General features: G+C 35.9%; 10 protein-coding genes. 9 read left to right on the top strand and 1 reads right to left on the bottom strand.

Annotation, left to right across the window (positions count from 1 at the left end; translation table 11 throughout):
* Positions 1–14 precede the first annotated feature (14 nt).
* Positions 15–917, bottom strand: coding sequence for an IS1595 family transposase (locus tag OQ292_RS35795; RefSeq protein ID WP_284687978.1), 903 nt, complete (start codon positions 915–917; stop codon positions 15–17).
* 776 nt (positions 918–1,693) lie between these two features.
* Here OQ292_RS35795 and OQ292_RS35790 point away from each other — a divergent pair.
* The 9 genes from OQ292_RS35790 to OQ292_RS35750 all read left to right on the top strand — a co-directional run bounded on the left by OQ292_RS35790 (position 1,694) and on the right by OQ292_RS35750 (position 16,128).
* Positions 1,694–3,013 (top strand): replication initiation protein, encoded by a 1,320-nt coding sequence (locus tag OQ292_RS35790; protein WP_284688956.1) that lies wholly within the window; start codon positions 1,694–1,696, stop codon positions 3,011–3,013.
* A 154-nt stretch (positions 3,014–3,167) separates the two neighbouring features.
* Complete coding sequence (gene dinD / locus OQ292_RS35785) at positions 3,168–4,007, top strand: DNA damage-inducible protein D (protein ID WP_284688955.1); 840 nt, start codon at positions 3,168–3,170, stop codon at positions 4,005–4,007.
* A 242-nt stretch (positions 4,008–4,249) separates the two neighbouring features.
* Positions 4,250–4,966 carry an RNA polymerase sigma factor gene (locus OQ292_RS35780; protein ID WP_284688954.1) on the top strand — a complete coding sequence of 239 codons (717 nt, stop codon included), beginning with the start codon at positions 4,250–4,252 and terminating at the stop codon, positions 4,964–4,966.
* Complete coding sequence (locus OQ292_RS35775; RefSeq protein WP_284688953.1) at positions 4,963–6,033, top strand: FecR family protein; 1,071 nt, start codon at positions 4,963–4,965, stop codon at positions 6,031–6,033. Before OQ292_RS35780 ends, OQ292_RS35775 begins: the two co-directional genes overlap by 4 nt.
* A gap of 172 nt (positions 6,034–6,205) precedes the next feature.
* Positions 6,206–9,805 (top strand): SusC/RagA family TonB-linked outer membrane protein, encoded by a 3,600-nt coding sequence (locus tag OQ292_RS35770; RefSeq protein WP_284688952.1) that lies wholly within the window; start codon positions 6,206–6,208, stop codon positions 9,803–9,805.
* 25 nt (positions 9,806–9,830) lie between these two features.
* Positions 9,831–11,414 (top strand): RagB/SusD family nutrient uptake outer membrane protein, encoded by a 1,584-nt coding sequence (locus OQ292_RS35765; RefSeq protein WP_284688951.1) that lies wholly within the window; start codon positions 9,831–9,833, stop codon positions 11,412–11,414.
* A gap of 126 nt (positions 11,415–11,540) precedes the next feature.
* Entirely contained in the window at positions 11,541–12,566 is a 1,026-nt protein-coding gene (locus OQ292_RS35760; RefSeq protein WP_284688950.1) for a GntR family transcriptional regulator, read from the top strand.
* A 114-nt stretch (positions 12,567–12,680) separates the two neighbouring features.
* The gene (locus OQ292_RS35755; protein ID WP_284688949.1) at positions 12,681–13,427 is read left to right on the top strand and encodes a membrane or secreted protein; all 747 of its coding nucleotides are present in this window, start codon (positions 12,681–12,683) and stop codon (positions 13,425–13,427) included.
* Positions 13,428–13,659: 232 nt separating this feature from the next.
* Positions 13,660–16,128: a glycoside hydrolase family 9 protein gene (locus OQ292_RS35750; protein ID WP_284688948.1), complete on the top strand. Its 2,469-nt coding sequence runs from the start codon at positions 13,660–13,662 to the stop codon at positions 16,126–16,128.
* Positions 16,129–16,274: the final 146 nt, after the last annotated feature.

The following is a 16,274-nucleotide window of genomic DNA, read 5'->3' as shown; positions in this document are numbered from 1 at the left end:
ATAGGGTTACCCATCTAAGTCGCAGCACAAATAATTTGACTGTAAGTTTTAGGTTTAGCTTCTACCATTCTTTCAAGTAATTTATCCAGAATGGTTTCTCTAAAATTCCTTCGGTTAAATCTAAAGAAATATTCGTTTAGATAATCATTCAACAACTTTTTATCACAATAAGAATGAGTACCTCTCAACCAATTTTTCAAATTCCTAATTTGCAAGTGTAACATGGTGAAGTTTTCCCCTTTGTTTGATAACTGTGAGCGCATGTTTTTGTATAACTTTTTGATAGGTTTATAGCCACTCCAACCATCTGTAACTATGGCTGCTTTTTTACTTATATGGTCTTTGAATATAGGATTTAAGCTCTTAGCACTAAAGTCTTTTATGGGTTGAGCATACCCCCTTCCTGCAATGCCTTCTCTATATTCAATGGCAATCACTACTCTTACTTTTTTGTCTGAATGGCTGCGACCTTGCTCTCCTTCTTGGGGAGTGCCTATTTCAAACTCATCTACATGCACCTGATCTACTAAGGGAAACTTTTTGCTACTGCTCATAGCCTGTTGCACCTTACGTCTAAATAACCAGGCTGTCGTTTGTCTTACACCAAAACGCTGGGCTAAATGAATACTATTTGCTCCTTTTTTATTGGTGACTATCTCGTAAACCATGGCAAAGGCTGTGTCTATACCAAATTTTAACTTATGGAATAGAGTATGAGCTGTGGCAGATTCATCATAACCACAAGCTGTGCATCGTTTACTAAAATCTTGTTTGCCTTTACAAAAAGTAGTATGCCTACATTTTCGACAATGGTATCCATCACTCCATTTCTGATCATGTAAATACGCTAAACACTGTTCTTTTGTCCCAAACCTGCTTTTAAATGCTTTTTCTGTTAATCCTTTATCTATTTTCATCTTATATATGCTTATTTTAAGCTAAGATAATCCTGTAGATCGTATGGGTTTTACACACTGAGATTTAAATGGGTAACCCTATAAAAAAATTAACTACGAGGTTTGTAAGGGCTCTATTTATTTTAAAAAGATAAAGTAAGATCAACAACTCTAAAGTTTGTTGTTTTAATATTAGTTTTAAATGGTTTTACCATAGCATAAGTGACTGATAATCTGTAATTTATCTATCGTTTAAACGAGTGAAATAAGTAAAAAGACGAGGTATATAAGTAATTAAACGAGAAATATAAGGGAATAAACGAGAAATATAAGGGAATAAACGAGCTTTGTAAGTAATAGACCGAGGTGCATAAGGAAAGTACGAGAAATATAAGGCACTGCTTTAATCTTTACTTTAAACGAGTTTTTTAAGGCACAAAAACCCTGTTTTGCCCTAGATTTTGCCTAATTCTCCCTTACAGACCTCGTTTTAACTTGTTTTTAATGCTGCAAGCACTCTACTTTTTTCTATGAATCCACTTAAAAACGAGTGATTTAAGAGATATAAAGCTTAAAATCAGCAAGATAAGTTGCATCTAATATTAAAAACGAGAAATATAAGGCATAATTTAAAATTTCTTGTTTGTTTATATATTACTGATAATCAGTTTATTATGACGAAATAACGAGTCTAATAAGGATTAAATACGAGGTTATTAAGGATGTTTTAACGAGGGATTTTTACCACCTCGTTTTTTTTATCTAATTTCAATCTCGAATTTAATTGAATCATTCTTATGACAAAGTCTAATCCGCATCTGGTAGTTAAGAGTAACAGGCTGATTAATGCAAAATTAAACGGGCTAACATTATCTCAAATCAAATTGATTGAAGTTTTGATTGCTCAGTTGGATAAAAGTCAGGGTGGATTTCACAGACAGCGAGTTTATTTGAGAGACTTTGCCGAAAGTGTAGGCACCAAAAATAAGAATGAATATCAGCGAGCGCGTTTCATTACCAAGTCGATGATGAAGCACGTAATCGAGATTTATGACGATAAAGAAGGTTTAACTCAAGTAAACTTATTTTATAAGATTCATTACCCCAAAGACAAACCTTATATAGAAGCAATTTTTCACCCAGACCTTTTACCATTCCTACTGCAACTAAAAGAGCAATTTACCTCTTACGATATTCGAAACACATTGCCTCTGAGTAGTTTGTATGCAATTAGAATCTATCAGTTTTTAAAACAGTATTTACCAATAGGAGAAAGACGCTTTTCGGTAGATGAGCTAAAAGAGATTTTAGGAGTTGAGCAGAAGTACAAACAATACTATGATTTTAAAAAGAATGTGTTGCTCATTGCGCAAAAAGAACTCAACGAGCATTGCGATCTTACTTTTCAATTTAAAGAGATTAAAAAAGGTAGAAGGGTAGAGTTTGTGAAGTTTATTATAAAGCCCAAAAACAAATTTGTAAATGCATCTAGGCTAAGTAGTGAAGAGGAGGCAACGATTGTAGATGAATTGATTGCGATGGGTATTGCCAAAAAGCAAGCAACAGAATATGCAAGCAGGTTTGATGAGCAGTTTCTAAGAGAAGCCATTACTTACGCCAAAGAGAGATACGAAAAAGGGCATGTGAAAAATTTAGGTGCTTACCTAAACACTTTGATCGAAAATGAGGTAAAAGTTGAAGCTCCTTGGTCTAAAGAACAAGAACAAGAAGCAAATGATAAAAAGAAACAAGAAGCTGCTTTAAAAAAGCAAAGGTTAATGGAAGAAAAGCTAATTGCTACTTTAGAGCAGGAGTATCAAGAATACATCGAATCGCAAATAAAGCAATTAGTAGATAATGCCAGCAATCGCGATTGGGAAGATTTTTACAATTATGTGTCTAAAAACCCAATGATTAAAGGCCGAGTGATTAAAGATGGTAAAATGGACAGAGAAGATGATAATACTATTTTCTGGTTCAGAATCTTTATTTCAGACAGGTTACAGCATAATGACGAGAAAGATTTTATTAAATGGGCGATGTCTAAAAAAGGATATCAGCTTAGAAAGGAAGGTGAAAATTATAAAGTAGTGGCTCGCCAGAATCAGCTTTTTTAATTGGAGAGAAGTTTCTAAAAACGAGTTTAGTAAGGATGTACTTTGATAATCTCTAAAAAAGAGAGAAATAAGGCATATTAGCTATTAAACCCATATTTGGTAAATACAGAACTGGCTAAAAACGAGAAATATAAGGAAGAAATTATTCTGATTTATGAATAGCAAAAGAATTGAACAACTTCAGCAATTATTTGAATCCAAGGTAAAGTATGTAGAAGAAGTTGAATTTTGGGAAGGCAGAGAATTGCAGGAGTTACTAGGATATAGCCTGTGGCAAAACTTTCAAAAAGTAATTGAGAAAGGTAAAATTGCTTGCGAAAACACCGGTATGAGTATTTCAGATCATTTTATTGATGTCAATAAGATGATCGAAGTTGGTAAAGGAGGTAAGCGAAAAATTGCCGATTTAATGCTTTCGAGATATGCTTGTTATCTTATTGCCCAAAACGGAGACCCAAGAAAAGAGATTATTGCATTTGCCCAAAGTTACTTTGCTTTCCAAACCAGAAAGCAAGAGTTATTGCAAAAACACATCAAAGAATCGGAAAGAATAAGAGCATACCAGAAGTTGGGAGAAAGCGAGGCTAAACTTGGTGAGATTATTAGAGGGCAGGGTTTAGACAGACAAGGTTTTGCAAGAGTAATGGAAAGAGGGCAAAAAGCTTTGTTTGGTGGCAAATCGACCATAGAAATTAAAAATGCCATGGGTGTGCCCGAAAAGCGCCAATTGAGAGATTACTTGCCAACCATTACTATAAAAGCGAAAGATTTGGCAAATGAACTTACTCAGTTTAATATTTTGAGAGATGAGCTAGAAGGAGAAGACGAAATTGGAGCTCAACACGAAAGTAGTAATAAAGATATTCGAGATGCATTAACAAGACAAAATGTGCATCCGGAGAGTTTGCCAATTGAAGAAGATATAAGAAGAGTACGAAAACAATTAAAGCACGATGAGTCGAAAAACCTAAACGATAAGAAAAAGAAGAAGTAAATATTAGAATAACTTATTTCAGCTTAAAAATAGCGGTCTTGGTACATAATTAAAGGTACTAAGGCCGCTTTTTTCATAATTACTGAGTACCTTAAATAAGGTGATCCGAGAATCTGATTAATTGATTCTGACTGAGAAAATGCATTTTGAAAAAGATTCTAAATTTTTTTTTGAAAAAATGGGGTCATTTCGGGAATAGGCTTCCCATACTAACATAAGGATGAAAAACTCCTGTAAAATATATGAAAATGAAACTATCCCAAAAACACACTGAGACTACTAAACATCTGTCTTTAGGTAACAACCGTACAGAAAAATTACAATCTGCAAAATCCCTTTTCGATTATAAATCTGATCGAGAAATTTGGTTAGAGTTTAAAAAAGGTAACGAAGCAGCCTTTAATCACATCTACAGAAAATACACCCCCAGTCTTTACAATTTTGCTTACCAGTTTACCCGAAACAAAGACATTATTAAAGACAGCATCCAAAATGTATATATCAGTATTAGGCGCAGAAGGGATAAGCTTTCTGAGGTAAATTCTATAAAGGCTTATTTGTACAAAGCCATTTACCGCGAAATGGTAAAGAAGCTTGAAAAAGAAAGAAAGTATATATCGAATGAAGCATTAACCGATGATTTATTCAATATCGAGCTCTCTTTTGAAGACAAAATAATTGGCGACGAAATTACCGAAGAGATAAAAACGAAGCTAGATAAAATACTTAAACAGCTTACCAATAAGCAAAAGGAGGCACTTCTATTATTTTATGCAGAAGGTTTGTCTTATAAAGAAGTGGCAGAAGTGATGGGATTAAAGAATAGTAAATCTGCCAGAAAACTCATCTACAGGGCACTGGATACAGCCAGAAAAGAAGTAAATACAGGCAATTACTTCTTAGAGATACCAGCCTTAATAATTTTATATGCCATTGCCAGTCAGTCTATTTCACAATGATACAATTGATCAGAAAATATTTTATTTCCCGTAAAAAATCTCTTACCTACATAGATTTTAAACTTGGGGATTTTTTAACAGATGAGTTTTTTAAAAAATGGGTGATTAAACCCGATGAGGAAAGCAGTCATTTTTGGGATAAATGGATTACAAACCATCCTGAAAAGAGGAGGGAAGTTTTACAAGCAAAGCAAATTATCAGCTCATTTCAATATCAAGAAGTTGCCGAACTAAGCGATCAGGATTATACTGATATGTATGAAGCGGTAATGGCTAAAACTTTTAACCCACAAGAAGAATCTACCAGCTATGAAAAAAAGAATAATTGGCTATTGAACGTAGCTGCTATTTTGCTCACCATAGTAGGTATCTCGTATTTGTATTATTGGTTTGAATATTTAGAAGAAAGACAAAGTACAGAATATGTTCAAACCCAGCAGATATTAACTAAAGAAAGTCCAAAAGGAATAAAAACTACACTTACCCTAAAAGATGGAACAAGTGTAAAGTTAAATGCTGGCAGTAAACTCCACTATCCAGACACATTTACTGATAGCATACGACTAGTAGAGTTAGAAGGGGAAGCATTTTTTGAAGTTGAGAAAAGCAATATTCCATTTGTTGTAAAAGCTGGAAACCTGAAAGCAAAGGTGTTGGGTACTTCATTTAACATTCAAAATAACAAAGAGAAAAATGAGATTGCTTTAGTTACTGGCAAGCTGCAAGTTTCAGATCAGGCGGGTAACAGAATTATGCTTGTTCCCAGTGAGATGGTTACCTATGAAACAGATGGTAAGATTCTAAAGAGTAAGTTTGATATAGAAAGTAAAATGGCTTGGACCAGAGGTATTCTGTTTTTTAAAGATGCTGATGGGAAAGAGATTTTTGAAAGGCTTGAAAACTGGTACGGAGTAGAAATAATTGTAGATGAAAAATTCAGGTTTTCTGGCAAATATAGTGGCACATTTAAAAATGAGTCGCTGCATAATGTACTCGAAGGTATTGCGACTACCTCTGGGTTCCACTTCGAAATAAAAGATAAGCATGTAATCGTCAAACCCAAGTAATATGAAAAAGCAAAATACCAATACCTCCTAATGAAAGAGACAGGTATGTTGCGACCATACCTGTCTCAAAATTCAATAAAAAGTAGTCTGGAAAAACTTGCGACAGTCTGCAGCTACTTAATCAGATTTTTTAAGTAAAAATTACAATTACCTAAAGCTCTAAAATATGAAAATGAGTATACTAAAACAAATTATTATGATGTCTAAATACATGTTGTATGGCATCTTCCTACAGGCATTTTTTTGTGGGATGCTTCTGGCGAATGAGGGCAACGCTCAGAAAGAAAGCATACATGATATTTATCTGGCAGTTTCATTTAATAATGAAACATTAAAAAATGCTATAGAGAAAATAGAGCGTGAGACTTCGTTCAGCTTTACTTATAACAATGCATTTGTTGATGTAAATAAAGCAGTGAGTGTAAATCTTAAAAAACGTTCGCTTGCAGATTTGCTTAAAGATATTTCTAAACAAGCAGGTGTGCAGTTTACTAGAATAAACAACAACATTCATGTAGCTAAAAGGGAAGGACCTAATACTGTAAAAGAGGTACAAATAGCTCAACAAGATAAAACTATAACAGGAGTAGTTATATCGGGAGAAGATGCTGAGCCTTTGCCAGGTGTAAGTGTAATTATTAAAGGAACCTCAATCGGAACAACAACCAACCTAAATGGAGAATACAAACTCAGTATAAATAGTAATGATGATGTATTGGTGTATTCCTACATTGGATTTATGTCGCAAGAAATTGCAGTGGGAGCAAAAAGTACTATCGATGTATCTCTTGAGGTGGATATGCAGCAACTAGACGAAGTAGTTGTTATTGGTTTTGGTGAAAGAAATAAAAAAGACTTAACTGGTTCAATATCTACGGTTGGTGCAGAATCAATCGAAAAAATCGGGATGACCTCACCGCAATTTGCCTTACAGGGAAATACAACAGGTGTGCGCGTAGTAAATACCAGTGGTAACCCAAATGAAGCTCCTCAAATTTTTGTGCGTGGTATTGGTACTTGGAATGGTGACTCTCAACCATTGTATGTAATCGATGGACAAATTATTGAACCACCAAGAGCTGGAAACGAAGATGTAATTGGTGGTGGTGGTTTAAGTACTCCTCCAAACCTTTTCAACCTCATTAACCCCAATGATATTGAATCAATCTCAGTCTTGAAAGATGCATCAGCAGCGGCTGTTTATGGTAGTAGAGCGGCAAATGGTGTGGTTTTAATTACAACTAAAAGAGGTAAAGAAGGTGCGCCGGTAGTAGAACTTAATACAAGAACTGGTTTTCAAAATATACCAACTTACGATTTGCTTAACACAGAGCAATTTGTAAACCTCACAAGGGAGATGTACAACAACAATACAAATCCAGATATTACCATCGAAGAAGATTTATATGGTCGTAATGAGCCAGAAGATGCAATTAGATTAACTAGTTACAACCCTCAGTTTGACCCACAAAGCCCGTATTACATTAGTGATGTTACAACTTACGATTGGCAAGATGATCTGGTAAATAAAAATGCTGTTTCTCAGTCTTACGACGTAAAAGTTTCTGGGGCAACAGAAAGAGTTGACTACTATGTTTCTGCTGGTTTGTTTGATCAAGAGGGGATGATATATGGCAATAATCTGAGAAGATATACCGGAGCTGTAAATGTAAATGTGAAAGTGACAGACTGGTTAAAAACAGGCATTAACTATAAATACACCAATCAGGTTTCTCAACTGAATGTATCAGATTTACAAGAAATTGCAGATGTTTCACCTTGGCAGCCATTAAGAGACCCATCACATCCTACGGGTTATGCACCAGTAATTGATCCTTATTTGCTTACCGATACTTGGACTCCATTAAAAATTTACGGTCAGGGTTCTAATGTAAACTATCTGGCAATTACAGATTTAAACTACAGAGACTTCTCTATCGATAGAAGTTTGGGACAATTCTATGCCGAGTTAAAACCAATTAAAGATTTAACCATTAGAGGTAGTTTAAACTTAGATTATACCCAACAAGATAGGTATAGTCTTTCAAGATATTCCACTAATATCTTTAGACCAACAGGTATTGATCCAGCTACTGAGGCAGCAAATGCCCCTAATAGTTTAGGTCAGATGGAACATAGAATCAATAACATCTTCAACTTTCAGTCTGACTTAATGCTTACATACGATAAGCTTTTTGGTACCAAACACAGATTAACTTTAACGGCTGCGGTACAAGATCAGCGACACACATTAGAAACGGAAAACCTGAGTACAGAGAATCTTACCAACATCAGCGATGACCCTAAGCGTGTAGGTTTTGGAAGCGACAATGCAAACAATAACTCATTCTACGGTTGGGGACAACGTTTTTGGTTTGGTTATGTAGCCAGATCGAGCTATGTGTACGACAGCAAGTATTATTTAGACTTCTCATTTAGAAGAGATGCTAGTAATGGTTTTGATGATGATTATCGTTGGGGTAATTTCTACTCTGTATCAGGTGCATGGAGAATTAGCAGTGAGCCATTCTTCGAGTCTGTAACTTTTATAGATGATTTAAAACTTCGTGGTGGTTGGGGACAAGCTGGTAACGACCAAGCGGCAGTTGGTTCTTATGCATTCTTATCTAGCGTAAACACTGGTATTTCTACTTATCGTTGGGGTTCAGGTAATGGCGACCCAATTGGTAATATGAGTTTAGGTGCTGTAGTTGCAGATTTCCCTAACTCGTCTTTAACTTGGGAAATTGCCACAACTACTTATGCAGGTTTTGATGCATTGTTGATGAATAATAAAATCAACCTTACTGTAGAATGGTACAACAGAATTACCAGTGGTATTTTACAGCGTGTAAACTTGCCATTAAGTGTAGGAACCAACAATCCATTATTCAATATAGGTGAGTTGAGAAATACAGGTATTGACCTACAATTAGGATGGAATGATAACATTGGTGCATTCAATTATGGCATTACTGGAAATATCAGTTTTGTACAAAACGAAGTGACAAAACTCTATCAGAGCCAACCGCTAACTACCGATTTCGGAAGAGTAGAAGAAGGTAGATCAATAGGCCACCTTTGGGGCTATCGTGTAGGAGGAATCTTCCAGTCTCAGGATGAAATAGATGCTTACTACTCACAATACGAAGATCAGATAGTTGGCAACACAGATTATGTAGAGGCAGGCGATTTATATTTTCAAGATTTGGGTGGAGATCCAACAGATGCTGAGCCTTTCTACAGTACCACACCAGATGGTAAATTGAATAGCTACGATCAAACAGAGCTTGGTAATACCATTCCCGGTTATACTTATGGTTTAAATCTAAATGTTTCTTGGAAAGGTATCGACTTATCATTGAGTTTTTATGGAGAAGGTGATGTAGATAAATACAATGCGGTAAGGAGAAGGTTTGAAGGCATGTCTGGTGCGGGCACCAATTATTTTGCAACTACCTTAAACCGCTGGACTCCAAGTAATACCAATACCATGATGCCAAGAGCAGTTGTAGGAGACCCTGCTAGTAATGCCAGATATTCAGACCGTTGGGTAGAAAGTGCTGCATTTTTCAGGTTAAATAACTGGCAATTAGGTTACAGCCTTCCTGATGTGCTGCTTCAAAAAGTGAATTATACTGTAAAATCTTTAAGAGTTTATGTTGGAGGCCAAAACAACTTGTATTGGTTTAAATGGGGTGGAATCGATCCTGTTAACGATGAGTTTCCACTGCCAAAAGCAGTCAACTTTGGTCTAAATGCAAAATTCTAAAAGCCTAAAATCAGAATAAAAAAATATGAAAGCGAAAATAAAAATATTTGCAATAGTGTGGTTAACCATCTGCTTTGGTTGTAATCCCGAATTGGTTGATAATCCGTCGTTAGCGCCAACAGAAGAGGATTATTTCTCTAATGCTACCGAGTTTAGAACACAGTTAACCAGTGCTTATGCAGCAATTTATGACCATTACCACTTTGCTGCTCCGTCATTCACTTTTAATGGTTGGGTAGCCGGAACATGGCTGCTACCTGGTGACGACCTCACAGAAACGAATGCTGCCAGAACAAGTGTAGAACTGTTTGATGGTACACTGAACCCAACAAACCAGCAAGTTAGCTTTGTGTTTCAGGCATGTTATAAAATGATCTCAAGAGCCAATGTAACTATCGAAAAAGTAAGAACTATAGACTACTCAACTTACGATGGGGCTGATGAAATTACTATGATGGAAGGAGAAGCCTTGTTTTTGAGGGCTTATGCTTACTTTAAGTTGTTTAACGTATTTGGTTCAGTGCCAATAGTTACCGATAGAATACTTTCAGAAGAAGAAACAAACACACCTAAAAGCCCAGCTATTGAAGTACTAGGTCAGGTAATAGAAGATACCAAAGCAGCCATTGAAGTACTACCTGAAGAATGGGACCCAATGTATTTAGGTAGAATTGATAAAAATGCAGCTAGAGGTTTGTTGGCAAAAGCATTGGTTTTTAGAGGCGACTACGAAGGAAATACTGCTGATTATCAAGAAGCACTAACAGTTTTCAATACCATTACAGCTACTTTAGTCGATAGCTATCTTGACAATTTTAGTGCATATACTGAGAATAATGCCGAATCACTTTTTGAGGTACAAGCCTCAGTGCCTAGTAGTGGGAATAATAACCTTTCACTGCATAACGATGGTGCTTGGAGAGGTGTAGAAAATATGAGTGTATACAGAGGATATATGATGGAGTTTGGGGGTAGAGGTGATTTTAATGATGCATCGAGTACAAAGTTTTTAGTGACAGATAAGTTAAGAGACAGCTTTGGAGATGACCCTAGGCTTTCAGTTTTCTCTAATCCAGAAGATGGTTTCGAAGGTAAAATCTTCCAAAAGTATAACAAGCCAGATGGTGTAAACGAGCTTTCAGGTTTTAATGGTGGCTCAGTGAACAACGAGCGTGTTTTACGCTATGCAGATTTGGTATTAATCGCAGCAGAAGCCGCATTAAAAACCGGTAATGCTTCACAAGCAATTAGTTTGATTAATCAGATTAGAACAAGGGCTAGACTTTGGGGAGAATCTTCTGGCGATGGCGATGGTGTAATTCCGGCAGATTATTCAGAAGGTGAGTCTGATACTAATACAGTGATGCAATGGATAATGAATGAGCGATTTATAGAACTCGCAGGTGAAGGACAACGCTGGTGGGATTTAAAGCGCTGGCATGTAGCTGGTGATATGAATATTTCTGGTTGGGATGGTAGCGATGCCAACTTTAGTACAAATCTGGCTTCGCCAGTACAGTTTGATGTAGATAAACATTTGTTATTTCCGATTCCACAATCAGAAATAGAAAGAAACAGTGCAATAACCGAAAATAACCCTGGCTATTAATCGGGGCTTGAAATACAGGGAATTAGATTCTCTGTGAAAATCATTTTTCGAATTTAAAACCTCTTGATGTTTTGGGAGGTTTTTTCTCCTTTTTTCAACATTAAATTCTCAATAAGAGTAAACTCAATGAACAAATTCCTTACACCCGAACCACAGATTAGTAATTCTTCCATTGTGCCAAAATACAAACAGGTGGCACAAAACATTATCGAAAGAATATCTACTGGTGAATTGAAAGCTGGAGATAAATTGCCATCTATAAGTCAATCGAGTATAGACTTTTTACTTGCCAGAGATACCATTGGCAAAGCTTACAGTAAGTTGCAAGAAGACGGCTTTATCTATTCAGTTTACCGAAATGGATTCTTTGTAACCAGTAAAAGTGAAAAGCTTAAAGTGAAAGTTTGCCTGATTACTGGTGAGATTACAGAAGCTGTTAAAAACATTTACAACTCTCTTTTAAAAGAGCTTGATGCTAAGGTTAAAATTTCTATTTACCTGCACAAACACAAAGAAAGCGAATTGAAGAATATTCTGGATAAGTGCCAGCTTCAGGCTTATCAGTATTACATTGTTTTTCCAAACCTATTTATAGATGATGCTGATACCTCTAAATTACTTAAGGAAATCCCCCCTAAAAAACTGATACTTATAGACAAACAACTACAAGGTATTCAAGGTAATTACTCTTGCTTTTACAAAGATTTATTTAGTGATTTTCAAGAGATTTATACTGCCAAACCCGCTAAATTTAAAAGCTATAAAAACTTTAATTTGGTGTTGCCAGAAGAGTATTTCCCTTTCGAAGTAATTACTTCATTTAAACTATTTTGCAAATCTCAAAAACTAGAATACTGCATTAAAGATGGAATTGAAGATGGAGTTTCAAAAGGCAATTTGTATTTTATTATTTCTGAGATTGATCTGGTAAACCTGATAAAAGTAGCTGAAAGAAACAATCTTAAAATTGGAGAAGATATCGGTATTATCTCATTGTACGACAAGCCATATAAAGAATTACTAGGCGGAGGAATTACATCTATAGATTACAACTACGATGATATTGGAGAAGAAATCGCAGATTTGATTACTTCTAACAGAACTGGACAATTTAGAGCTTTTGCTCAAATAAATATTAGAGGTTCTTTTTAAAGTCTTTAAGGCCAAAATTTAAAGCATTGCTATAAGTGAACAATGCAGTATAATAGCTTTTTGCTTGGTAGAGAATTTTCTTAACTTTCGAATTATTTATCTAAATAGACGAAAATGAGATCATTGAAACTATTATCAGCATTAGTATTATTTTTTATTGCCTCAACTTTACAGGCACAATCTATAAAAGACAAATTACAAGGTTCGTGGAAAAGTAAAAAGAAAGCAGATGGGCGAGAAGTTACTCAGTTACTTTTGGTGAGTGGAGACTTTTTCTCTCTTACTGAGTATGCTTCAGTAGATGGTGACTTTATATCAACCAAAGGAGGTAGTTGGAAAGCAGATGGAGATGAGATTGTTTTAACGGTAGAATTCGATACAAAAAATGCTGATCAGGTAGGTAAAGAAGAAATAGCTCAAGTGAAAGTGAACGGGAAAAACCTAAAATCAGAAAGTGAATATTTGGGCTCAACAGGATGGTTTAATTTAGATAGAGGTGCATCAACCGCTTTAACAAATCCTTGGTTAATTACTGGTAGAGAGCGAGATGGAGAAATTACACGTAGAACTGGTGATAGCCCGCGTAAAACAATGAAAATTCTTACTGGTACTCATTTTCAATGGATTGCTTTTAATACAGAAACTGGAGAGTTTTTTGGCACAGGTGGAGGACGTTATTCAGCTAAAGATGGCGTTTATACAGAAAATATTGAATTCTTCTCAAGAGATAAAAGTAGAGTAGGTGCTGCCTTAACTTTTAACTTTGAAGTAGACGGCAAAGACTGGCACCACAAAGGTAAAAGCAGTAAAGGTGATCCGATTTATGAGATTTGGTCGGTAAGAGAAATACCTGCTGAATAGCCAATACTAAAAACTGATACTTTATTCGAAAAAGATATTGAAGTATCAGTTTTAAAACTCCTTTTTTACCAACAAAATCAATATCTTGCATTGCCTTTAAAGGCACATCCTCCATTAATACCCATCCTCAATATTAACTACTTATTCCCAGTATAAGGGTTTGAATAGGATACATCCTATCTGGAATATCCATAATTTTGACTCATTGTAAATTGATGAAAATACCATACAAATGATTAACAAAACAAGCTTATTTATACTCGTACAATTATTTTGCTTTCAACTTTTTGCACAACAAAAAACAGAATATCAACTCAATCAACAAGACTATTACGAAAAGCCCGGAATTAACCTCATGGTTTTTCAAGATTTTTACCCAGATGGACATCAGGGTGGAGTTACGGTTGTGCAAAATGGGGTTCGGGTTGTTGCCAATGGTGATTTAAGACTAGAACCTACACCGGGGCAATGGTCGCCAGTTCCCAAAAAAGGAAGTACGAAAATCGACAGAGAGAATAATGAAATTGAAGTGCATTTGTGGTACCCCGATTCTACAAAGAACCGCACTGGCTTTAATCCCATTGAATACCCTGACTTAAAGTTTAATTATTGGGTGAGAGTAAAGCCAGAAGGAGCTGGTTTTAGAGTACAAGTTGATTTAGAAGAGGCTCTTCCTGATGAGTGGTATGACAAAGCAGGTTTTAACCTTGAGCTTTTTCCGGGTTTCTATTTTGGTAAGTCTTTTATGATGGATGGCCAATATGGTATTTTTAATAGGCAGTTTAATGGCCCGATTATTAAGAATAAAGATGAGTTGCTACCTCAACCTATGGCTTCTGGTAAAAAGTTGCTCATAGTTCCCGAAAATAAAGAAGAACTGATTGTTTTTGAAGCGGAAAGTGGTTTGGAGTTACTAGATGGAAGAGCAGCCCATAATAATGGTTGGTTTATAGTGAGAGCTGCATTGCAAAAAGGTAAACTCAAAAATGCGATTGATCTGCTCATTACTCCTCATGCTAAAGAAAATTATTTGTACGAGCCAGTGATTCAAGTTTCACAAGTGGGTTATCATAGTGATCAAGAAAAAAAGGTGCTCATCGAATTGGATGCTAGTGCATCAGATTATTCAAAAGTACAGATCATGAAAGTTTCTGAAGAAGGAGGCGTGGTAAAAGTAAAAGAGGGTGAACCAAAAGTTTGGGGCAATTTTCTAAGATACAAATACCTACAATTCGATTTTTCAGAGATTACTGAAAGCGGCATTTACAAGGTGCTTTATGGAGATAAAATGTCGAACCCATTTAAAATTACATCTGATGTTTATGATAGAGATGTTTGGCAACCTACTTTAGAATATTACCTACCTGTGCAAATGTGCCATATGCGTATAAACGATCGGTATAAGGTTTGGCATGACTGGTGCCATCTAGATGATGCCCTAATGGCACCAATAGACTTAAACCATTTTGATGGATATATTCAGGGAGCATCTACCCTAACTAATTACAAATCTATGCAGCAAGTACCCGGCTTAGATGTAGGTGGTTGGCACGATGCCGGCGATTATGATTTGCGTGTAGAATCGCAGGCAACAACCGTAATGAGACTGGCTCAAATGCAAGAGTTTTTTGGCGTAGATTATGACATTACGAGTGTAAACCAACAAAGTAAAATTGTTGAAATGCACCAACCAGATGGCGTAGCTGACATAATGCAACAGATTGAACATGGTGTATTGAGTATTATGGGAGGCTATAAAAATTTGGGTAGATTGTATCGAGGAATTATTTGTTCAGACTTGCGACAATATACTTTGCTTGGAGATGCCAGTTCAATGACTGATAATCTAAAATATGATTCTAATCTTTCAGAAGGGGAGAAGACAGGATCAACTTCTTCTGTTGCAGATGATAGATGGGTTTTTACAGAAGAAAATCCCGGAAGAGAACTTGGAGCAGCAGCAGCATTGGCTATTGCATCTAGAGTTTTGAAAGGATACAATGACGAATTGGCAAAGGAGTGTTTGGATGCTGCTATTCACTATTGGAATCAGTACAATAAGAGCCAGCCAGAAAGGTGTATCGACTTGGCCGCAGAACTTCTGTTGAGTACTGGAAAAGATGAGTATAAGCAATTCTTAATTAGTCAAGAAAATTTTATTGTAAAAAGGATAAGTAGAACAGGTGTTTCAATAGCTAAGGTAAGAAAGCAATTAGCAGGAAGTATTTTGTTGAATAACTGTATAGAAGCTTTAAAAACAGATGCTTTAGAAACTGAAAAGAAAATAGCGGCAACTCCATTTGGAGTGGAGTACTCTCCAAATATTTGGGGTGCAGGTTGGGGTATTCAGAGCTTTGGAGTTAAACAGTTCTTTTTACACAAAGGCTTTCCAGAAATATACCCAAAAGAACCAGTATTAAATGCACTTAACTTTGTTTTAGGAGTGCATCCGGGAAGTAATACAGCTTCATTTGCTTCTGGTGTAGGTTCTAGTTCTGTAATTGTTGCTTATGGGGTAAATCGCGACGAGTGGTCATACATACCGGGAGGTTCAGTATCTGGAACTGCGCTTATTAGGCCAGATTTGCCGGAGTTAAAAGAGTGGCCTTACTTTTGGCAACAAACAGAATATGTAATGGGTGGAGGTGCTACAAATTTTATGTTTTTAGTTTTGGCAGCACAAGACATGTTAAAAGAATGATTGATGAAACTATGGTATGAAGGTTTCAGTAAGGTACTTTTTGTTTTTTTATATAATTCAACTGTACTGAAAGATTTTCGTGAGACTACTCTTAAGACTTATAATAGTGAGAGAGCAGTAAAATGGAAAACTTCTGTAAGATGTTG

The sequence above is a fragment of the Chondrinema litorale genome (genome assembly GCF_026250525.1).
Classification (GTDB): domain Bacteria; phylum Bacteroidota; class Bacteroidia; order Cytophagales; family Flammeovirgaceae; genus Chondrinema; species Chondrinema litorale.
Note: the sequence above shows the minus strand (reverse complement) of the source record. Positions and strands in the feature narration are given on the sequence as shown.